Source organism: Paracoccus simplex, assembly GCF_042648325.1.
Lineage (GTDB): Bacteria > Pseudomonadota > Alphaproteobacteria > Rhodobacterales > Rhodobacteraceae > Paracoccus > Paracoccus simplex.
Window position 1 is genome coordinate 35845 of record NZ_JBHRXE010000055.1, and the last position, 18956, is coordinate 54800.

General features: G+C 68.5%; 16 protein-coding genes and 1 riboswitch. Of the genes, 6 read left to right on the top strand and 10 right to left on the bottom strand.

Annotation, left to right across the window (positions count from 1 at the left end; genetic code table 11):
• Nucleotides 1–185: 185 nt before the first annotated feature.
• Entirely contained in the window at nucleotides 186–1658 is a 1473-nt protein-coding gene (locus tag ACFOMP_RS17640) for a nucleobase:cation symporter-2 family protein (protein WP_379032970.1), read from the top strand.
• A 21-nt stretch (nucleotides 1659–1679) separates the two neighbouring features.
• On the opposite strand, the gene ACFOMP_RS17645 is transcribed toward ACFOMP_RS17640, so the two are convergent.
• Nucleotides 1680–2645 carry a bile acid:sodium symporter family protein gene (locus ACFOMP_RS17645; RefSeq protein WP_289895581.1) on the bottom strand — a complete coding sequence of 322 codons (966 nt, stop codon included), beginning with the start codon at nucleotides 2643–2645 and terminating at the stop codon, nucleotides 1680–1682.
• 77 nt (nucleotides 2646–2722) lie between these two features.
• Nucleotides 2723–3169 (bottom strand): Lrp/AsnC family transcriptional regulator, encoded by a 447-nt coding sequence (locus ACFOMP_RS17650; RefSeq protein WP_289895582.1) that lies wholly within the window; start codon nucleotides 3167–3169, stop codon nucleotides 2723–2725.
• A 127-nt stretch (nucleotides 3170–3296) separates the two neighbouring features.
• On the opposite strand from ACFOMP_RS17650, the gene ACFOMP_RS17655 reads away from it, so the two are divergent.
• The 5 genes from ACFOMP_RS17655 to ACFOMP_RS17675 all read left to right on the top strand — a co-directional run bounded on the left by ACFOMP_RS17655 (nucleotide 3297) and on the right by ACFOMP_RS17675 (nucleotide 9609).
• Nucleotides 3297–4583 carry an aminotransferase-like domain-containing protein gene (locus ACFOMP_RS17655; protein WP_379032975.1) on the top strand — a complete coding sequence of 429 codons (1287 nt, stop codon included), beginning with the start codon at nucleotides 3297–3299 and terminating at the stop codon, nucleotides 4581–4583.
• Between the two features lie 163 nt (nucleotides 4584–4746).
• Nucleotides 4747–4958, top strand: a riboswitch (cobalamin riboswitch).
• 136 nt (nucleotides 4959–5094) lie between these two features.
• Nucleotides 5095–7011 carry a TonB-dependent receptor plug domain-containing protein gene (locus tag ACFOMP_RS17660; protein WP_379032978.1) on the top strand — a complete coding sequence of 639 codons (1917 nt, stop codon included), beginning with the start codon at nucleotides 5095–5097 and terminating at the stop codon, nucleotides 7009–7011.
• Nucleotides 7005–7856, top strand: a complete 852-nt coding sequence (locus tag ACFOMP_RS17665; RefSeq protein ID WP_379032981.1) for an ABC transporter substrate-binding protein — start codon at nucleotides 7005–7007, stop codon at nucleotides 7854–7856. The genes ACFOMP_RS17660 and ACFOMP_RS17665 overlap by 7 nt, the downstream gene beginning before the upstream one ends.
• Nucleotides 7853–8851 (top strand): FecCD family ABC transporter permease, encoded by a 999-nt coding sequence (locus ACFOMP_RS17670; RefSeq protein ID WP_379032984.1) that lies wholly within the window; start codon nucleotides 7853–7855, stop codon nucleotides 8849–8851. Before ACFOMP_RS17665 ends, ACFOMP_RS17670 begins: the two co-directional genes overlap by 4 nt.
• Before the next feature lie 2 nt (nucleotides 8852–8853).
• The gene (locus tag ACFOMP_RS17675; RefSeq protein WP_379032987.1) at nucleotides 8854–9609 is read left to right on the top strand and encodes an ABC transporter ATP-binding protein; all 756 of its coding nucleotides are present in this window, start codon (nucleotides 8854–8856) and stop codon (nucleotides 9607–9609) included.
• A gap of 14 nt (nucleotides 9610–9623) precedes the next feature.
• Here the strand turns inward: ACFOMP_RS17675 and glpK are convergent, their stop codons facing one another.
• The 8 genes from glpK to glpD form a co-directional block, all read right to left on the bottom strand.
• Nucleotides 9624–11114 (bottom strand): glycerol kinase GlpK, encoded by a 1491-nt coding sequence (gene glpK / locus ACFOMP_RS17680; RefSeq protein WP_379032990.1) that lies wholly within the window; start codon nucleotides 11112–11114, stop codon nucleotides 9624–9626.
• A 65-nt stretch (nucleotides 11115–11179) separates the two neighbouring features.
• Nucleotides 11180–12901 (bottom strand): ABC transporter substrate-binding protein, encoded by a 1722-nt coding sequence (locus tag ACFOMP_RS17685; protein ID WP_379032993.1) that lies wholly within the window; start codon nucleotides 12899–12901, stop codon nucleotides 11180–11182.
• 84 nt (nucleotides 12902–12985) lie between these two features.
• A complete protein-coding gene (locus ACFOMP_RS17690; RefSeq protein WP_289895590.1) occupies nucleotides 12986–13411 on the bottom strand; it encodes a DUF2160 domain-containing protein in 426 nt (141 codons plus the stop codon).
• Complete coding sequence (locus tag ACFOMP_RS17695) at nucleotides 13411–14214, bottom strand: carbohydrate ABC transporter permease (RefSeq protein WP_019351863.1); 804 nt, start codon at nucleotides 14212–14214, stop codon at nucleotides 13411–13413. The genes ACFOMP_RS17690 and ACFOMP_RS17695 overlap by 1 nt, the downstream gene beginning before the upstream one ends.
• A complete protein-coding gene (locus ACFOMP_RS17700; RefSeq protein WP_019351862.1) occupies nucleotides 14214–15101 on the bottom strand; it encodes a carbohydrate ABC transporter permease in 888 nt (295 codons plus the stop codon). Before ACFOMP_RS17700 ends, ACFOMP_RS17695 begins: the two co-directional genes overlap by 1 nt.
• Nucleotides 15101–16186, bottom strand: coding sequence for an ABC transporter ATP-binding protein (locus ACFOMP_RS17705; RefSeq protein WP_379032997.1), 1086 nt, complete (start codon nucleotides 16184–16186; stop codon nucleotides 15101–15103). The genes ACFOMP_RS17700 and ACFOMP_RS17705 overlap by 1 nt, the downstream gene beginning before the upstream one ends.
• A gap of 1 nt (nucleotide 16187) precedes the next feature.
• A complete protein-coding gene (locus tag ACFOMP_RS17710) occupies nucleotides 16188–17267 on the bottom strand; it encodes an ABC transporter ATP-binding protein (RefSeq protein WP_289895593.1) in 1080 nt (359 codons plus the stop codon).
• 12 nt (nucleotides 17268–17279) lie between these two features.
• Complete coding sequence (glpD, locus tag ACFOMP_RS17715) at nucleotides 17280–18890, bottom strand: glycerol-3-phosphate dehydrogenase (protein WP_379033047.1); 1611 nt, start codon at nucleotides 18888–18890, stop codon at nucleotides 17280–17282.
• Nucleotides 18891–18956 lie beyond the last annotated feature (66 nt).

Consider the following 18956-nt stretch of genomic DNA (forward strand, 5'->3'; position numbering starts at 1 on the left):
CAGATCTCGCGCCGACACCGCCGCGATGATCGCCCAAGGCACAAGACCGGCAGGATCGGCGTATTTTATACCAATCCTCAACTCAGCTTATAGCTTTCTGTTAAAGTTGCTCCCGGTTTCTGCCGATAAGTTCCGCCCGATCCCGCAGGAGGAGAGCCTGCGCGCGGAGAGAGGGGGAGATGTCCGTGGAGTCAACCACATATCCGACAACCGAATCAAGCCGGCCCGAGGATGAGAAGCTGGGGCCTTTCGCCAATCTGGCCTATGGCTTCCAGCATATCCTGACCATGTATGGCGGCATCGTCGCCGTGCCCCTGATCGTCGGCCAGGCCGCCGGGCTGTCGCCGGCCGAGATCGGGCTGCTGATCACCGCATCGCTGTTCGCCGGCGGCGCGGCGACGCTGCTGCAGACCATCGGCCTGCCCTTCTTCGGCTGCCAGCTGCCGCTGGTACAGGGCGTATCCTTCGCCGGGGTGGCGACGATGATCGCCATTTCGGGCAATGGCGGCATCCAGGCGATCTTCGGCGCGGTGATCGCCGCGTCGTTTCTGGGACTGCTGATCACGCCGGTCTTTTCGCGCATCACGCGCTTCTTTCCGCCGCTGGTGGCCGGCATCGTCATCACCACCATCGGCCTGACGCTGATGCCGGTGGCGGGATCCTGGGCCATGGGCGGCAACCGCGCCACCGCCGATTACGGCAGCCAGGCCAATATCCTGCTGGCCGGGGTGACCATGCTGATCGTGCTTTTGCTCAGCAAGGTGGGCAATGCGGCGATCTCGCGGCTGTCGATCCTGCTGGCCCTGGTGATCGGCACCGTCATCGCCTATGCCTTCGGCATGACCGATTTCTCGCGCGTGGCCGAGGGGCCGGTCTTCGCCCTGCCGCAGATCTTCCATTTCGGCTATCCGACCTTCGGGGTCGCGGCGATCATCTCGATGTTCATCGTCATCCTGGTGACGCTGGTCGAAACCTCGGCCGACATCTTCGCGGTGGGCGAGATCGTCGAGACCAAGGTGGATTCGCGGCGCCTGGGCGACGGCCTGCGCGCCGACATGCTGTCGAGCATGCTCGCGCCCTTCTTCGGCTCGTTCACGCAAAGCGCCTTTGCCCAGAATGTCGGCCTGGTCGCGGTCACCGGGGTCAAAAGCCGCTATGTGGTGGCGACCGGCGGGCTGATCCTGGTGGCGCTGGGGCTGCTGCCGGTCATGGGCCGGGTGGTGGCGGCGATCCCCAGCCCGGTGCTGGGCGGGGCCGGCATCGTGCTGTTCGGCACGGTCGCGGCCAGCGGCATCCGCACCCTGTCGCGGGTGGATTACGCCAACAACATGAACCTGATCATCGTCGCCAGCTCGATCGGCTTCGGCATCATCCCGATCGTCATCCCCAGCTTCTACGACCAGTTCCCGGCCTGGGTCGAGACCATCTTCCATTCCGGCATCAGTTCCTCGGCGCTGATGGCAATCACGCTGAACCTGCTGTTCAACCACCTGACGGCCGGCAATTCCGACCAGCCCTCGGTCTTCGGCGCCGCCTCGGAACGGACGATCCGCTATGCGGATATCGCCCAGCTCCGCGATGGCGATTACTATGCCGACGGCAAGCTGTTCGACGCAGAGGGCAACGAGGTGCCGCTGATCCGGGCCGGGGGCCACTGATCCGCGGGGCCGGTCCCGCGCTCACATCCGGGCGCGGGCCTGCCTTTGCGCGATGGCCGAGCAGACCAGCAGCTGGATCATGTGATAGATCATCACCGGCAGCACGGTGACGCCGACGGTCGCCGCCGGAAAGATCGCCGTCGCGATGGGCAGGCCGCTGGCCAGGCTCTTGGTCGAGCCGCAGAAGAACAGCACCGCCCGATCCTCGGGCGGCAGGCGGAACAGCCGCCCCGCCCCCAGCATGATCGCCATGGCCAGCGCCAGGAACAGGCTGACCACCAGGAAGCACAGCACCAGCCCTGGGGCCGGGATCGAGGACCAGATGCCCGCCACGGTGCCCGCGCCGAAGGCCGAATAGACGATCAGCAGGATCGAGCCGCGGTCCACCACCATGGTCAGCAGCCGGTGGCGCTGGACGAAGCCGCCGATCCAGGGCCGCAGCAACTGGCCGGCCACGAAGGGCAAAAGGATCTGGAGGGCGATCTTTTCGACCGCGTCCAGGCTGACCCCGCCGCCTTCCTGATGCAGGATGCGCGTCACCAGCAGCGGCGTCAGCACCACCCCGGCCATGTTCGACAGCGAGGCCGCGCAGATCGCCGCCGGCACATTGCCCCCGGCCATCGAGGTGAAGGCGATCGAGCTTTGCACCGTCGAGGGCAGCACCGCCAGGAACAGCAGCCCCAGGGTCAGCTCCGGTCCCAGCACGCCGCCGAAAGCCGCGGCCAGGAGCAGGCCCAGCAGCGGGAACAGCGCATAGGTGGCGCCGAAGGTCAGGCCCTGCAGCCGCCAGTTCAGCAGCCCGGCCCGCACCGAGGCCGGGTCCAGCTTGGCGCCATAAAGGAAGAACAGCAGCGTCACCGCCCAGAAGGTCGCGATGCGCAGGGCCTCGGCCGCCATGCCGCGCGCCGGCAGCAGCAGGCCAAGCAGGACCATGCCGAGCAGCAGCAGCATGTAGGTGTCGATGCCGATCCTTTTCAAAGCGTTCATCGCGATCCTCCCGACTGGCCGCGGTTCTGATACACATGGCCGGCGGATACAAGCGAGCCGGGCCGGCCAGGGCCGCCTCAGTCCAGCCCCTGTTTCAGGATCACCATGGTCGAGGTCTCGCCCACCGCAGGGATGCGCTGCAGCACGTCGCGGATGAAGGTACCGAGCGCGTCGATGTCGCGGACCTGCACCCGCAGCATGTAGTCGATATTGTTGCCGGTCACCAGGAAGCACTCGGCCACCTCGGGCCGGTCGCGCAGCGCGGCCAGGAAGCCGGCATTGTCCTCGGGCCCGGTCCGGGCCAGCCGGACGGCGATCAGCACGCTGATGGCCAGCCCCAGCGCCTGCGGGTCGATCCGCGCGGCATAGCCCTTGATGACGCCCGCCTCCTCCAGCCGCCTGACCCGTCGGCCGCAGGGGGTGGGCGACAGGCCGACCCGCTCGGCCAGGTCGAGGATCGAGATCCGCCCCTCGGCCCGCAGATGGGTCAGGATGCGATGGTCGATCGCGTCAAGCTCGGTCATGGTGAATCCCGCCATGATAATGGCAATTCATAGGGAATTGCAGCGCAAAGTGGAAGTATCTCGCGACTCTTTGCAGGGACATCCGCCGTCGGCGCGGTTATCCTCTGCCGAGGATCACGAGGATGCCATGCCCGCACATGCCCCTGCCCCCCATACCCCTGTCCCCCATGCCGCCGCGCCCGACGCCCCCATCGCCCCGGCCCAGCCGCAGGCCGCCAGCCGCCGCGGCTTTGCGCCATGGCTCGCGCAGACCAATGACGTGACCTCGGTCTTTCTGGCCGCCGGGCAGATCCCGGATCTGATCAACCTGGGCGGCGGCCTGCCCGAACCCTCGCTCTGGCCGGTCGAGGAACTGGCCGATCTGGCCGCCGCGGTGATCCGCAGCCACCCGGCCGAGGCCCTGGGCTATGGCCCGATCCCCGGCCTGCCGGCCCTGCGCGACCTGATCGCGGCGCGCTGCTCGACCGCGAACTTGCGGCTGACGCGCGACAATGTGCTGATCACCACCGGCGGGATGCAGGCGCTGGAGCTGGTGGGCAAGGTCCTGCTGCAGCCCGGCGGCACGGTCGCCGCGCAGAGCCCGGCCTATCTGGGGGCGCTGGACGCCTGGCGGCCGCATGTGCCGCGCTATCGCCCGATGCGGATCGAGCGCAACGACCACGACCCGCGCGCCGCGATGCAGGGCGCGCAGTTCGCCTATACCGTGCCGAATTTCTCGAATCCCAGCGGCCGGCTGGTCTCGCTGCCCGAGCGGCAGGCGCTGGTCGCCGCCGCCCATGAAACCGGCACCTGGCTGATCGAGGACGACCCCTATGGCGTGCTTTATTACGAGGGGGCGCCGCTGCCCCGGCTGCTCGACCTCTCGGCGGCCGGCCATCCCGGGCCCTATGCCGGGCCGGTGGTCTACATGGGCTCGCTGTCCAAGGAACTGACCCCCGGCCTGCGCATCGGCTGGGTGGTCGCGGCGCCCGCGATGATCGCGGCGCTGGCCACCGCCAAGCAGGGCTCGGACATGTGCACAAGCGGGCTGTCACAGATGCTGGCGCTGCGGGCGCTGGAAGGCGGCATGACCGAGCGGATCCGGCCCGCGATCCTGTCGCTTTACCGCGCGCGCCGCGACGCGCTTTGCGCGGCGATGCGCGAACATCTGGCGGGCGATCTGGACTGGCAGGTGCCGTCGGGCGGCATGTTCGTCTGGGCGACGGCCCGCGACCCGCGGCTGGATACCGACCGGCTGCTGCAGGTGGGGCTGGCGCATGGCGTCTGCATCTCGCCCTCGAGCGTCTTCGACCCCCAGGGCCAGGACCGCCGCTCGCTGCGGATCAACTTCACCCTCAACCCGCCCGAGGCGCTGGAGGAAGGCTGCCGCCGGCTGGCCCGGGCGATCCGCGCCACGCTGGCAGCGGCGGAATGACGCAGCCGCCGGCGGGCCGTCGCCGGGGCGGCGGGTCCGGGCGGGAAAAAGCTGCGGCCAGATCGGTATTTTTCGAGGCACGGGGCTTTTGCCGCGCCCCGGCCGGCAACCGGCCGGCAACCGGCAGCGGCACGGCGCGCTTGACAGGACGGGCTGCGCTGCGGCAATGCGGGGCCGCTACGGTTTCCGGCGCTGCCGGATGAAAAGGGAACATCGGTGCGCCTTGGGCCGCGACGCGGACCGGGCAAGGCCGGGGCTGCCCCCGCAACTGTATGCGGTGAGCGAAGGCCGCAGGCGCCACTGGGGGCATCCCGGGAAGGCCGGCCCGAGCAATGATCCGCAAGCCAGGAGACCTGCCGCAGCGATCACCCATTCCCGGCGCGGGGCGCGCCCGGAAAGCGGCCGTTCCGCAGAGGTGACAGTCTCCGTGCTGCGGCCGGGCTGCCCTTGGCCTTTCCGCAGGACAGTTCTGCAAATCGCGGGCCAAGCCCCGCGCTGGAAAGGCTTTGGAATGTTCAGAACCCGGGTTTCCCTGCTTGCCGCCACCGCCCTGCTCCTGCCCGCCGCCGCCCTGGGCCAGGACGCGCAGCAGCCGGTGATGCTGGATACGGTCGTGCTGTCCGGCGGCCTGTCGCCGGTCGTGGAAAGCGCCTATGGCCGCGCCCACAGCATCCTGACCGCCGAGGATCTGCAGGCGCGCGGTTTCGTCACCGTCCAGGACGCGCTGCGCGACCTGCCCGGCCTGGCCGTCACCTCGACCGGCGAGACGCTGACCAAGGTCCGCATCCGCGGCGGGGAATCCAACCATGTGCTGGTGCTGATCGACGGGGTCGAGGCCAATGCCCCCGGCAGCGGCGACTATGTGTTCAGCGGCCTGCTGACCGAGGATATCGAGCGCATCGAGGTGCTGCGCGGCCCGCAATCGACGATCTACGGCGCCAATGCCGCCGCCGGGGTGATCTCGATCACCACCCGCCGCGCCGCCGCCCCGGGACTCAGCTATGGCGGCGGGGTCGAGATCGGTGGCCAGGCCACCCGCGCCGCCAGCGCCTATGTCCGCGCCATGGGCGAGCGCGGCCAGATCAGCTTCTCGGCCGCGACGCGCCATACCGATGGCGAGGACGCCTCGCGCACGCCGGGCGGCGATACCGAGTTCAACGATCGCGAGACCCTGACCCTCAGCGGTTCCTATACCATCAGCGAGGCGGTGACCGCCGGCTTCACCCTGCGGCGCAGCTGGCAGGAATACGGCTATGACGCATCCCGGTTCGATCTGGTCGTTTCTCCCGACGACTATGTGATCGACACGCCGCACACCGCGGACCGGAATGAAACCTACGGCTCGCTCTGGCTCGAGGCCGAGGCACTGGCTGGCCGGTTGCTGAACCGATTCTTCATCGGGGGGATGAACCAGACCACCGATCATTTCGACGCCGGCGTGCCCGATTATGACGATGCCTCGCGGCTGCGGGATTTCCGATATACCGCCACCTGGGCGCTGGACGGCGGCCATGCCCGCGACGCCGCGCAGAAGCTGAACCTGGCCCTGCAGAAGAAGCGCGAAAGCTACGAAAGTTTCTTTGCACCCGGCGGCCGGTTTGAACGCGACACCAAATCGGTCGCGTTGGAATATCAGGGGCAGTTCGACAACGGCATCGGCGTCCAGGCCGGGCTGCGGCGGGATTTCAACGAGGATTTCCGCGACGCGACCACCTGGAACATCGCCGGCGCCTGGCAACTGCCCGGGCGCGACCTGCGCCTGCGCGCCGCGGCCGGAAAGGCCACCGTCAATCCCGACATGTTCCAGCTTTACGGTTATACGCCCGGCACCTATCACGGCAACCCGGACCTGACCCCCGAAACCAGCCGCAGCTATGAAATCGGCGCCGATCTGGACTTCGCCGCCGGCCGCGGCCAGCTGGGCGCGACCCTGTTCACCAGCAAGGTCGAGGACATGATCGCCGGGGCCGGCGAAACCTCGGTGAACGTCGCCGGCACCAGCACCCGCAAGGGTTTCGAGATCGATCTGGAATACGAAGCGGCGGACTGGCTGCGGCTGGGCGCAACCTATACCTATACCGATGCCCGCACCGAGAACGACACGCCCATCACCCGCCAGCCGCGTCACCGGCTGGGGCTGCGCGCCACGGGCGATTTCGCGCAGGGTCGCGGTACGGTCACGGCCGATCTGCGCTATGTCGCCGGCAATTACGACGAGGAATGGTTCAACACCGCCTGGCCCGACCTTCCGGCCACCACCGAACTGCCCGATTACGTGACCGTGAACCTGGCCGCCGGCTATGACCTGACCCAGAATGTCCGGCTGACCGGCCGCGTCGTGAACCTGTTCGACGAGGATTATTCCGAAGCCTGGGGCTATTACGGCCAGGGCCGCACCGTTTACGCGGGACTGACGGCGCAATGGTAAGGCGGCTTCGCCTGGCCGCCTGCCTGCTGGCCGGCCTGTCCCTGCCCGGCCTGTCCCTGCCCGCCGCGGCCGAGCCGCCGCGCCGGGTGCTGTCGATGAACCTGTGCACCGACCAGCTTGCCATGCTGCTGGCGGCGCCGGGGCAACTGGTCTCGGTCTCGTATCTGGCGCAGGATCCCACCGCCTCGGCCATGGCCGAGGCGGCGTCGCGCCTGCCGGTCAATCATGGCCTGGTCGAGGAGATCTTCCTGGCCCGGCCCGACCTGGTTCTGGCCGGCGGCTGGACCGCGCCGGGGGCGATCCGGCTGCTGGAGCGGCTGGATGTCCCGGTCGAGGTCTTCCCGGTCGAGACCGACATCGCCGGCATCCGCGCCAATATCCGCCGCATGGGCGAGGTGCTGGGCCGCGAGACGGCGGCCGAGGCGCTGCTGGCGCGGTTCGACGCCGATCTGGCGCGGCTGGCCGATGCGCCGCCCGGCCCGCGCCCGCGCGCGGCGCTTTATGCGGTGAACGGCTACAGCTCGGGCTCGGCCAGCCTGGCCGGGCAGATCGTGACTCTGGCCGGCTTCGACAATGTCGCCGACACGCTCGGGCTGCCCGCGGGCGGCGTCCTGCCGCTGGAGACGCTGCTGCTTGCGGAGCCCGACCTGCTGGTCGAGGGCCGCCGCTATCCGGGCAGCGCCCGCGGGCAGGAGATGCTGGACCACCCGGCCCTGCGGGCGCTGACCCGGGGGGCGCCGGCCGAGGTGATGACCGATCCCGAATGGGTCTGCGGCACCCCCTTCATCCTGCGCGCCGTGGCGCAGTTGCGCGACGCCCGCCTGTCGCTGGAGACGGCGCGATGACCGCGCCGCGCCAGCCGCTGCTGATCGCCGCGCTGTCGCTGCTGGTCGCGGCGCTGTTCCTGGCCTCGCTGCTGACCGGCCCGGCCGGGATCGGCGCCGGCCAGAGCCTTGCCGCGCTGCTTGGCCGCGGCGACGAGATGCTGGTCCTGGTCATGCGTGAGCTGCGGCTGCCGCGCGCCACCCTGGGCCTGCTGGTCGGCGCGGCGCTGGGGATGTCGGGCGCGGTGCTGCAGGGCTTCCTGCGCAACCCGCTGGCCGAGCCGGGGCTGATCGGCACCAGCGCCTCGGCGGCGCTGGGGGCGGTGCTGGCGATCCAGACCGGGCTGTCGGCCGCCTTTCCGCTGGGCCTGCCGCTGGCGGCGCTGGCCGGCGCGGCGCTGTCGGTGCTGCTGGTGCTGGCGCTGGCCGGGCCGCGCGGCGGCACGCTGGCGCTGATCCTCGCCGGCATCGCCATCTCGGCCCTGGCCGGGGCCGGCACCTCGCTGGTGCTGAACCTGTCGCCCAATCCCTTCGCCGCCAACGAGATCGTATTCTGGATGATGGGCTCGCTGGCGGACCGCTCGATGCTGCATGTCTGGATCGCGGCGCCGTTCATGGGCTTGGGCTTCGCGGTGCTGTGGCCGACGCGCCGCGCCCTGCAGGCGCTGACGCTGGGCGAAGATGCGGCCGCCTCCAGCGGCGTGCATCTGGGCCGGCTGCGGCTGATGCTGGTCGCGGGCATCGCCGCGCTGATCGGCAGCGCCACGGCCGTGGCCGGGACGGTGGGCTTCGTCGGACTGGTGGTGCCGCATGTCCTGCGCCGCGCCGTGGGCGCCAGCCCGGCGCGGCTGGTCCCGGCTTCGGCGCTGGGGGGCGCGGCGGTGGTGCTGGCTGCCGACATCGCCGTGCGGCTGATCGCACCGGGCCGCGACCTGAAGCTGGGGGTGCTGACGGCGCTGGTGGGGGCGCCCTTCTTCCTGCACCTGATCCTGAAAACCCGGCGCGAGGGGCTGTGACCATGCTGGAGCTTCGCGCCCTGTCGCTGCACCGCGCCGGCCGCCCGGTTCTGGACGGCATCGACCTGCGCCTCGGCACCGGCGAGTTCGTCGGCCTGCTGGGCCCGAACGGCGCCGGCAAGACCACGCTGCTGCGCGCCGCCCTGGGACTTTTGCCGGCGCGGGGCCACAGCTCGCTGGCGGCGCTGCCGGTGCGCGAACGCGCCCGCGCCGCCGCCTATATGCCGCAGGGCCGCGAGATCGCCTGGCCGATGCCGGTCGAGGCGCTGGTGGCGCTTGGCCGCATCGCCCATCCGCATTCCGCAGGCAGCGCCGACCGCGCCGCCATCGAACGCGCCATCGCCGCGCTGCACCTGGCCCCGCTGCGCCACCGCCGCGCCACCGAACTGTCGGGCGGCGAGCAGGCCCGCACGCTGATCGCCCGGGCGCTAGCGCAGGAAACGCCGCTGCTGATCGCCGACGAGCCGATCGCCGGGCTGGACCCGGCGGCGCAGATCGACGTGATGCGGCTGTTCCGGCAGCTGGCCGAGCAGGGCCATGCCGTCCTGGCCTCGCTGCACGACCTGGGGCTGGCGGCGCGGCATTGCACGCGGCTGGTCATGCTGCACCAGGGCGGCATCGCCGCCGATGGTCCGCCCGAGGCGGTGCTGACCGCCGAAAACCTCGCCCGGGTCTTCGGCATCACCGCCCACCTGGTGCAGGGGCCGGACGGGCTGATGTTCCAGCCACTCGACACGCTTCGGGGCGGCGCGCTTTAGCCGCCCCGGCGGGATCAGCCGGCGGCGGCGATGGTGGCCTGCACGGCCCTTTGCCAGCGCGCATAGCGGGCCTCGCGCACAGCCTCGGCCATGATGGGCTCGAAACGGCGCTCCAGGGCCCAGTCGCGGGCGAATTCCTCGGGGGACGGACACAGGCCCGCCCCCAGGCCGGCCAGATAGCCGGCGCCAAGCGCCGTCGTCTCGGTCACGCGCGGCCGGTCCACCGGCGCGCCGAGGATGTCGGCCAGGAACTGCATAGTCCAGTCGCTGGCCGCCATGCCGCCATCGACGCGCAGCACGCCCTGCGCGGCATCCGGCCAGTCGGCGCGCATGGCTTCCAGAAGATCGCGGGTCTGGAAACCCACGCTCTCCAGCGCCGCGCGGGCGAACTCGGCCGGGCCGGAATTGCGCGTCAGCCCGAAGACCGCGCCCCGGCATTCCGGCCGCCAATAGGGCGCCCCCAGCCCGGTGAAGGCCGGCACCAGCAGCAGTTCCTGGGCCGGGTCGGCCGCCTCGGCCAGCGGCTGGGTCTCGGCGGCGTGGCGGATGATCTTCAGCCCGTCGCGCAGCCATTGCACCACCGCCCCGGCGATGAAGATCGAGCCCTCCAGCGCATAGGTGGTGCGGCCGTCCAGCCGATAGGCGATGGTGCTCAGCAGCCGGTTCTTCGACGCCACCATCTTCTCGCCGGTGTTCAGCAGCGCGAAGCAGCCGGTGCCATAGGTCGATTTCATCATGCCCGGCGCGAAACAGGCCTGGCCGACCGTCGCCGCCTGCTGGTCGCCGGCAACGCCGAGAATCGGGATCTCGCGCCCGAACAGGTCGGCGCGCGTGGTGCCGTAATCGCCGGCGCAGTCGCGGACCTCGGGCAGCAGCGCCATGGGGATGTCCAGCAGTGCGCAGATTTCCGCGTCCCAACGGTTCTCGACGATGTTGTAAAGCAGGGTGCGGGCGGCATTGGTGGCGTCGGTGGCATGGACGCGGCCCCCCGTCAGGTTCCAGATCAGCCAGCTGTCCACGGTGCCGAAGGCCAGCTCGCCGCGCTTGGCACGGTCGCGGGCGCCGTCGATATTGTCCAGAAGCCAGCCCAGCTTGGTGCCCGAGAAATACGGGTCGAGCAGCAGCCCGGTGCGGGCCGCGATCACCGGCTCATGCCCCTCGGCCTTCAGCCGGTCGCACAACCCGGCGGTGCGGCGGTCCTGCCAGACGATGGCGCGATGCAGCGGCTTGCCGGTGCGGCGGTCCCAGATCAGCGTGGTCTCGCGCTGGTTGGTGATGCCGATGGCGGCGATGTCGCCGGCATGCAGCCCCGCCTTTTCGACCGCCGCCCGCGCCACCCCGGCCACGCTGACCCAGAGGTCCGACGGATCATGCTCGACCCAGCCCGAGGCGGGGAAATGCTGCGGGAATTCCTTTTGCGCCGAGGCGACGGGACGCAGCCCGGCGTCGAAGACGATGGCGCGCGACGAGGTGGTGCCCTGGTCGATGGCAAGGATATGGGTCATGGCGGTTCGTCGATCCCCGAGAGGCAGAAAGACGGGCGAGGCAGGGCCCCGCCCGTCAAGGCAGATTACTGCCAGGACTTCAGCAGCTCGTCATAGGAGATCGTCTCGCCCTGCGGCTTCTCGTTCTCCAGCGGGCCGACGGGCGAGCCCTCGGCGTCCAGCCATTCCTGCGCGTCCTTCTCCTCGTTCAGCTTCGGCCCCAGGTCGCCCTGCACGCCGGAACGCTCCAGCCGGGCCAGCACCCGCTCCTGTTCGGCGCAGAGCGAATCCAGCGCCTCTTGCGGGGTCTTGGCGCCCGACAGCGCGTCGCCGATGTTCTGCCACCAAAGCTGCGCCAGCTTCGGATAGTCGGGGATGTTGGTCCCGGTCGGCGACCATTGCACGCGGGCGGGCGAACGGTAGAACTCGACCAGACCGCCAAGCTGCGGCGCGCGCTCGGTGAAGGACTTGTCCTGGATCGTCGATTCGCGGATGAAGGTCAGCCCGACATGGGATTTCTTCACGTCCACGGTCTTCGAGGTCACGAATTGCGCGTAAAGCCAGGCGGCCTGCGCGCGATCCACCGGCGTCGATTTCATCAGCGTCCAGGAGCCCACGTCCTGATAGCCGATCTTGGTGCCCTCGGCCCAATAGGCGCCGTGCGGGCTGGGCGCCATGCGCCATTTCGGCGTGCCGTCCTCGTTCATCACCGGGGTGCCGGGCTTGACCATATCGGCGGTGAAGGCGGTATACCAGAACATCTGCTGGGCGATGTCGCCGCGCGCCGGGACCGGGCCGGCCTCGCCGAAGGTCATGCCCATGGCTTCGGGCGGGGTGTATTTCTTCAGCCAGTCGATGGCCTTGGTCACCGCATAGACCGCCGCCGCGTCATTGGTCGCGCCGCCGCGCGCCACGCAGGAACCGACCGGACGGCTGTTTTCATCAACGCGGATGCCCCATTCGTCGACCGGCAGGCCGTTGGGTTCGCCCTTGTCGCCCATGCCGGCCATGGACATCCAGGCATCGGTGTAACGCCAGCCAAGGCTGGGGTCCTTCTTGCCGTAGTCCATGTTGCCCCAGGCCTTCTTGGGGCCGCCCTCGATATAGGACATGTCGCGGCCGGTGAAGAACTCGGCGATGTCCTCATAGGCCGACCAGTTCACCGGCACGCCCAGGTCATAGCCATACTTGGCCTTGAAATCGTCCTTGGTCTTCTGGTCGTTGAACCAGTCGTAGCGGAACCAGTACAGGTTCGCGAACTGCTGGTCGGGCAGCTGATACAGGTCGCCGTCCGGCGCGGTGGTGAACTTCAGCCCGATGAAATCGGGCAGGTCCAGGGTCGGGCTGGTGAAGTCCTTGCCCTCCTCGGCCATCCACTTGGTCAGGCTGCGGGCCTGCTGATAGCGCCAATGCGTGCCGATCAGGTCGCTGTCATTGACATAGGCGTCGTAGATGTTCTCGCCGGTCTGCATCTGGGTCTGCAGCTTTTCCACCACGTCGCCTTCGCCGATCAGGTCGTGGGTGACCTTGATGCCGGTGATGGCGGTGAAGGCCGGGGCCAGCACCTTGGCTTCGTATTCATGCGTGGTGATGGTTTCGGAAACCACCTTGATCTCCATCCCCGCCAGCGGCTGCGCGGCGCCGACGAACCACTGCATCTCCTTTTCCTGGTCCTCGCGCGAGAGCGAGGACAGATCCCCGATCTCGGCGTCGAGGAATTTCTTCGCCGCCTCCATGTCCGCCCAGGCGGGCGCACCCATGACCAGAAGCGCAAGCGCCATGGCCGTGGTCCTTTGCATCGGTCTCATGTTTTCCTCCCTTGGAATGAGACGTTGATCCTATCGCGAGCGCCCCGGGGCAATTGCCGCTGCCCTGGGGCTGTTCGAACCCGGTCATACCCAGCGGAACACCGCCGCGGCATAGACGAGGCAGAGCGCAAGCCCCCACCACAGCGGCGGGCCTGCGAAGAACAGCCAGCCCAGGCAGATGAAGGCCGAGCCGAGAAGCGAGATGAACAGCCGGTCGCCGCGCGTCGTCTCGATGCGCAGGATGCCGAGGCGCGGGGTCTCGGGAAACCGGATGGCCAGGATGGTGAACAGCACCAGCAGGCTGGCGATCACCCAGAAGAACAGCGCCACCGGAAAGGTCCAGGCCATCCAGCCGCCGGGGACCATCGGCGCGGTCCAGTCCCTGGCGCCGTCCGCGACCGGCGTGGCCCAGACCAGCAGGGCCAGGATGGCGGCCATCACCAGGGCGGCCCCGGCATAGATGGCGGGCCAGGCCTTGCGTCGGTGCGTCGGGATGGCAGCGTCGGACATCAGACCCTCCCCAGGGCAAAGCCCTTGGCGATGTAGTTGCGGACAAACCAGATCACCAGCGCGCCGGGGATGATGGTCAACACCCCCGCCGCCGCCAGCACGCCCCAGTCCATGCCCGAGGCCGAGACGGTGCGGGTCATCGTCGCCGCGATGGGCTTGGCATTCACGCTGGTCAGGGTGCGCGACAAAAGCAGCTCGACCCAGCTGAACATGAAGCAGAAGAAGGCGGCGACCCCGATGCCGCTGGCGATCAGCGGCATGAAGATCTTCACGAAGAAGCGCGGGAAGCTGTAGCCGTCGATATAGGCGGTCTCGTCGATCTCCTTCGGGACGCCGCGCATGAAGCCTTCCAGGATCCAGACCGCCAGCGGCACGTTGAACAGGCAATGCGCCAGCGCCACCGCGATATGGGTGTCGAACAGCCCGATCGAGGAATAAAGCTGGAAGAAGGGCAGCGCAAAGACCGCCGGCGGCGACATGCGGTTGGTCAAGAGCCAGAAGAACAGGTGCTTGTCGCCCATGAAGCTGTAGCGGCTGAAGGCATAGGCGGCCGGCAGCGCCACGGCGATGGAAATCACCGTGTTCATGACCACATAGATAATGGAGTTCACGTAACCCATATACCAGCTGGGGTCGGTCAGGATCACCCGGTAGTTCCGCAATGTCAGGTTGTGTGGGAACAGGCTGAAGGTGCCGGTGATCTCGGCATTGGTCTTCAGGCTCATGTTGAGCAGCCAATAGATCGGGATCAGCAGGAACAGCAGGTAAAGCACCATGACGACGGCCGAGGGTCTGACGCGCATCACATGGCCTCCGGGATGTCGGACTGGCTGCGGTCCATATTGGTCATTACCGTGTAGAACACCCAGGAAACCAGCAGGATCACCAGGAAATACATCAGGCTGAAGGCGGCGGCCGGACCCAGGTCGAACTGCCCCACCGCCATCTTCACCAGGTCGATGGACAGGAAGGTGGTCGAGTTGCCGGGTCCGCCGCCGGTGACGACGAAGGGCTCGGTATAGATCATGAAACTGTCCATGAAGCGCAGCAGGACCGCGATCAGCAGCACGCCCTTCATCTTGGGCAGCTCGATATGGCGGAACACCGCCCAGCGGCTGGCCTGGTCGATCTTGGCCGCCTGGTAATAGGCCTGCGGGATGGATTGCAGCCCGGCATAGCAAAGCAGCGCCACAAGACTGGTCCAATGCCAGACATCCATGACGATCACGGTGATCCAGGCGTCCAGCGGGTCATTGGTGTAGTTGTAGTCGAGCCCCAGCACCGCCAGCCCCCGGCCCAACAGGCCGATATCGGTGCGGCCGAAGATCTGCCAGATCGTGCCGACGACGTTGAAGGGAATCAGCAAGGGCAGCGCCATCAGCACCAGCACCAGGCTGGACCAGAAGCCCTTCTTGGGCATGTTCAGTGCCACGAAAATGCCCAGCGGCACCTCGATGGCCAGGATGATGGCGGAAAACAGCGCCTGCCGGCCCAGCGCCTCGTGCAGGCGCGAGGAATGGACCATCTCGTCGAACCATTCCAGCCCGGCCCAGAAGAACTCGTTGTTGCCGAACGTGTCGTTGAAGGCGTAGTTCACCACCGTCATCAGCGGGATCACCGCCGAGAAGGCGACGATCACCAGCACCGGCAGGACCAGGAACCAGGCGCGGTTGTTCTGGGTCTTGTCCATCAGGCGGCCCCCTCTTCCTGCGGCGCGACGCGCCAGTCGTCGGCATAGACGTTGATCCTGCCCGGCGCGAAGGCGACCTGCGGCAGGCCCTCGACCGGCATGCCCTCGGGCATGACCACATTCAGCGGCCGGCCGGCCACTTCGCCGCGCACCAGGCGGTGGCGGCCCACATCCTCGACGCGGCGGATGGTCAGCGGCAGCCCGCCGCTGGCCACCAGCGTGGCATGTTCGGGGCGGATGCCGATCTGCACCCGGCCGGCGACCGGGGCGTAATGCCCGCCCAATGCCACCGTCTCGCCGCCGGGCAGCAGGGCGCGGTCGCCCCGCAGCTCGGCGTCAAGAAAGTTCATCCCGGGCGAGCCGATGAAATAGCCCACGAAGGTATGGGCAGGCTTCTCGAACAGTTCCTCGGGCGTGCCCATCTGCACCACCCGGCCTTCATACATGACCACCACCTTGTCGGCGAAGGTCAGCGCCTCGGTCTGGTCATGGGTGACATAGATCATGGTATGGCCGAACTGGCGGTGCAACTGCTTGAGCTGGGTGCGCAGCTCCCATTTCATCTGCGGGTCGATGACGGTCAGCGGCTCGTCGAACAGGATCGCGTTCACGTCCTCGCGCACCATGCCGCGGCCAAGGGAAATCTTCTGCTTGGCGTCGGCGGTCAGGCCCTGCGCCTTGCGCGACAGCATCGCCTCCATGCCGATCATGCGGGCGATCTGGTCGACGCGCGCCTTGATATAGGCCGCGTCCTTGCCGCGGTTCTTCAGCGGGAATGCCAGGTTGTCGCGCACGGTCATGGTGTCGTAGACCACCGGGAACTGGAACACCTGGGCGATGTTGCGCTCGGCCGTGGGGGCCGCGGTCACGTCGCGGTCGTTAAACAGCACCCGGCCGTGACTGGGGGTCAAGAGGCCCGAGATGATGTTCAGCAGCGTGGTTTTGCCGCAGCCGGACGAGCCCAGCAGCGCATAGGCGCCGCCGTCCTGCCAGACATGGTCCATTTCCTTCAGCGCGTAATCCGCCTCGGACCGCGGATGCGCGAGGTAGCTGTGGGCAAGGTTCTTCAGCGTGATCTGTGCCATGTCAGGCCACCTTCGCATAGGCGGCCGGGACGGCCAGCCGCTCGGCCGCATCGAACAGGTAGACATGCGCCGGGTCCAGCCAGACCGAGAGCGGCTGGCCGGCCGTCAGCTGATGCACCCCCTCGACCAGCCCGACCCAGCGGTCGGCGCCGTGCTCGACATGCACGAAGGTTTCCGAGCCGGTGACCTCGGTTCCGACCAGCGTGCAGACGAATTCGACCGCCATCGGACCATGCCGGGTCAGCGACAGGTGATTGGCGCGGAACCCGGCCAGATAGGCGCCGTCCGGCAGGTCGGCGAAACTGCCCGAGGCCAGCGCGCTGTCGCCCAGGCTGACCGCGGCGCCCTGCTTGCGGGCGCCGACGAAGTTCATCGGCGGATCGCTGAACACCCGCGCCGTGGTCGCATCGACCGGCCGGCGATAGACGGCCGGCGTCGCGCCGAACTGCGTCACCCGCCCCTGCCACAGCGTCGCGGTCTGGCCGCCCAGCAGCAGCGCCTCCTCGGGCTCGGTCGTGGCATAGACGAAGATCGCGCCGGACGCCTCGAAGATGCGCGGGATCTCGACGCGCAACTCCTCGCGCAGCTTGTAGTCGAGGTTGGCCAGCGGCTCGTCCAGCAGCACGAGGCCGGCGCCCTTGACCAGCGCGCGGGCCAGCGCGCAGCGCTGCTGCTGGCCGCCCGACAGTTCCAGCGGCTTGCGCGCCAGCATCGGCGTCAGCCGCAGCATCTCGGCGGTCTCGCGCACCTTGCGGTCGATCTCGTCCCGCGGCCGGCCGAGGATGCGCAGCGGCGAGGCGATGTTTTCATAGACCGAAAGACCGGGATAGTTGATGAACTGCTGATAGACCATGGCGACGCCGCGGTCCTGCACGCGCTGGCCGGTCACGTCCTGCCCGTCCCAGAGGATGCGTCCGGTCGAGGGCTGGTCCAGCCCGGCCATCAGCCGCATCAGGCTGGTCTTGCCCGACAGCGTCGGCCCCAGCAGCACGTTCATCGTGCCCCTTTGCAAGGTCAGGCTGGTGGAATGGATATGCACCCTTCCCCCGACCGACCGCGACACGCCCTGCAATTCCAGCAAAGCCTTCCTCCCCTATTCCGCCGCCGGATCGGCGGCCTGCCGCGCGTCCACGAACGCCTCCAGTTCGCGGCGCTGCGCCTCGTTCATGTGTAACCCCAGCTTGGTGCGCCGCCAAAGGATGTCCTGCGCGCTGCGGGCGAATTCATTGCGGATCAGCCAGTCCACCTCGGCCCCGGTCAGCCCGGCGCCGAAGTCGCGGCCCAGTGCCGCCATGCTTTCGGCGCCGTCGAGCAGCAGGAAAGCCTCGGTGCCGTAGGTGCGCACCAGCCGGCGGGCCAGGCGCGGCGGCAGGAACGGATGGCTGGCCTGCAGCTGCGCGATCAGCTCCTCGACCCCGTCGACCGGGAAATCGCCGCCGGGCAATGGCACCCGCGCCGTCCAGTCGCCGCCGGCCTGCGGAAAGAACGGCGCCAGCTTGGCCAGCGCGCCCTCGGCCAGCCGGCGATAGGTGGTGATCTTGCCGCCGAACACGTTCAGCAGCGGCGCGCCCGCGTCGTTCAGGCCGAGCACATAGTCCCGCGTCGCCGCCGTGGCCGACTTGGCGCCGTCGTTATAAAGCGGCCGCACCCCGGAATAGGTCCAGACCACCTGGTCGGGCGTCACCGCCTTGGCGAAATACTGGCTGGCGAAGGCGCAAAGATAATCGCGCTCGGCATCCGAACAATGCGCGTCGCCCGGCGGGCCCTGATGGTCCATGTCGGTGGTGCCGATCAGGGTGAAATCCTCCTCGAACGGGATGGCGAAGATGATCCGCCCGTCGGTGCCCTGAAAGAAATAGCAGCGGTCGTGATCGTAAAGCCGCGGCACGACGATATGGCTGCCGCGCACCAGCCGCACCCCTTCCGAGGACTGGATATGCGCGACATTGCGGATCACCTCCTCGACCCAGGGCCCGCCGGCATTGACCAGCGCCCGGGCGTGGTGGGTCCGCGCGCCGTCCGGCCCCTCGGTGGTGATGCGCCACAGATCGCCGGCCCGCTCGGCATCGGCGACACGGGTGCGGGTCAGAATGGTGGCGCCGCGCGCCTGCGCGTCGCGGGCGTTCAGCACCACCAGCCGCGCATCCTGCACCCAGCAGTCGGAATATTCCCAGCCCAGCCGGAAGCCCGGCTTCAACGGCTTGCCCAGCGGATCGCGGGACAGGTTCAGCCGCCTGGTCCCCGGCAGGATCCTGCGCCCGCCCAGGTTGTCGTAAAGGAACAGCCCCAGCCGGATCAGCCAGGCCGGCCGGCGGCCGCGCATCCAGGGCATGACAAAGGACAGAAGCCGCGAGGTCGGGGTGTCGCTCTCGAACCGCATCTGCGGCGACCAGGGCAGCACGAAACGCATCGGCCAGGAAATATGCGGCATGGCAGAGAGCAGCGTCTCGCGTTCCTCCAGCGCCTCGCGCACCAGCCGGAACTCGAAGAATTCCAGATAGCGCAGCCCGCCATGGAACAGCTTGGTCGAGGCCGAGGAAGTCGCCTGCGCCAGATCGCCCTGTTCGGCCAGCGTGACCGAAAGCCCGCGCCCCGCCGCGTCCCGCGCGATGCCGCAGCCGTTGATGCCGCCGCCGATGATGAACAGATCGGCCGCGGGCCGCCCTGGTGCTGACACGCCGATCCTCCCCGTCATGGCACCCATCCTGGGCGAAAGGTGTAACGTCTGCGTGACCTCGGTCAAGCAGAAATTTTCGCTTATGATCGTTTT

What these genes read in the sequence shown, in the direction of transcription:
- ACFOMP_RS17645 (WP_289895581.1), bottom strand. Translation starts at nt 2,645, where the DNA reads ATGAACGCTTTGAAAAGGATCGGCATCGACACCTACATGCTGCTGCTG.
- ACFOMP_RS17650 (WP_289895582.1), bottom strand. Translation starts at nt 3,169, where the DNA reads ATGACCGAGCTTGACGCGATCGACCATCGCATCCTGACCCATCTGCGG.
- ACFOMP_RS17655 (WP_379032975.1), top strand. Translation starts at nt 3,297, where the DNA reads ATGCCCGCACATGCCCCTGCCCCCCATACCCCTGTCCCCCATGCCGCC.
- ACFOMP_RS17660 (WP_379032978.1), top strand. Translation starts at nt 5,095, where the DNA reads ATGTTCAGAACCCGGGTTTCCCTGCTTGCCGCCACCGCCCTGCTCCTG.
- ACFOMP_RS17665 (WP_379032981.1), top strand. Translation starts at nt 7,005, where the DNA reads ATGGTAAGGCGGCTTCGCCTGGCCGCCTGCCTGCTGGCCGGCCTGTCC.
- ACFOMP_RS17670 (WP_379032984.1), top strand. Translation starts at nt 7,853, where the DNA reads ATGACCGCGCCGCGCCAGCCGCTGCTGATCGCCGCGCTGTCGCTGCTG.
- ACFOMP_RS17675 (WP_379032987.1), top strand. Translation starts at nt 8,854, where the DNA reads ATGCTGGAGCTTCGCGCCCTGTCGCTGCACCGCGCCGGCCGCCCGGTT.
- glpK (WP_379032990.1), bottom strand. Translation starts at nt 11,114, where the DNA reads ATGACCCATATCCTTGCCATCGACCAGGGCACCACCTCGTCGCGCGCC.
- ACFOMP_RS17685 (WP_379032993.1), bottom strand. Translation starts at nt 12,901, where the DNA reads ATGAGACCGATGCAAAGGACCACGGCCATGGCGCTTGCGCTTCTGGTC.
- ACFOMP_RS17690 (WP_289895590.1), bottom strand. Translation starts at nt 13,411, where the DNA reads ATGTCCGACGCTGCCATCCCGACGCACCGACGCAAGGCCTGGCCCGCC.
- ACFOMP_RS17695 (WP_019351863.1), bottom strand. Translation starts at nt 14,214, where the DNA reads ATGCGCGTCAGACCCTCGGCCGTCGTCATGGTGCTTTACCTGCTGTTC.
- ACFOMP_RS17700 (WP_019351862.1), bottom strand. Translation starts at nt 15,101, where the DNA reads ATGGACAAGACCCAGAACAACCGCGCCTGGTTCCTGGTCCTGCCGGTG.
- ACFOMP_RS17705 (WP_379032997.1), bottom strand. Translation starts at nt 16,186, where the DNA reads ATGGCACAGATCACGCTGAAGAACCTTGCCCACAGCTACCTCGCGCAT.
- glpD (WP_379033047.1), bottom strand. Translation starts at nt 18,890, where the DNA reads ATGGGTGCCATGACGGGGAGGATCGGCGTGTCAGCACCAGGGCGGCCC.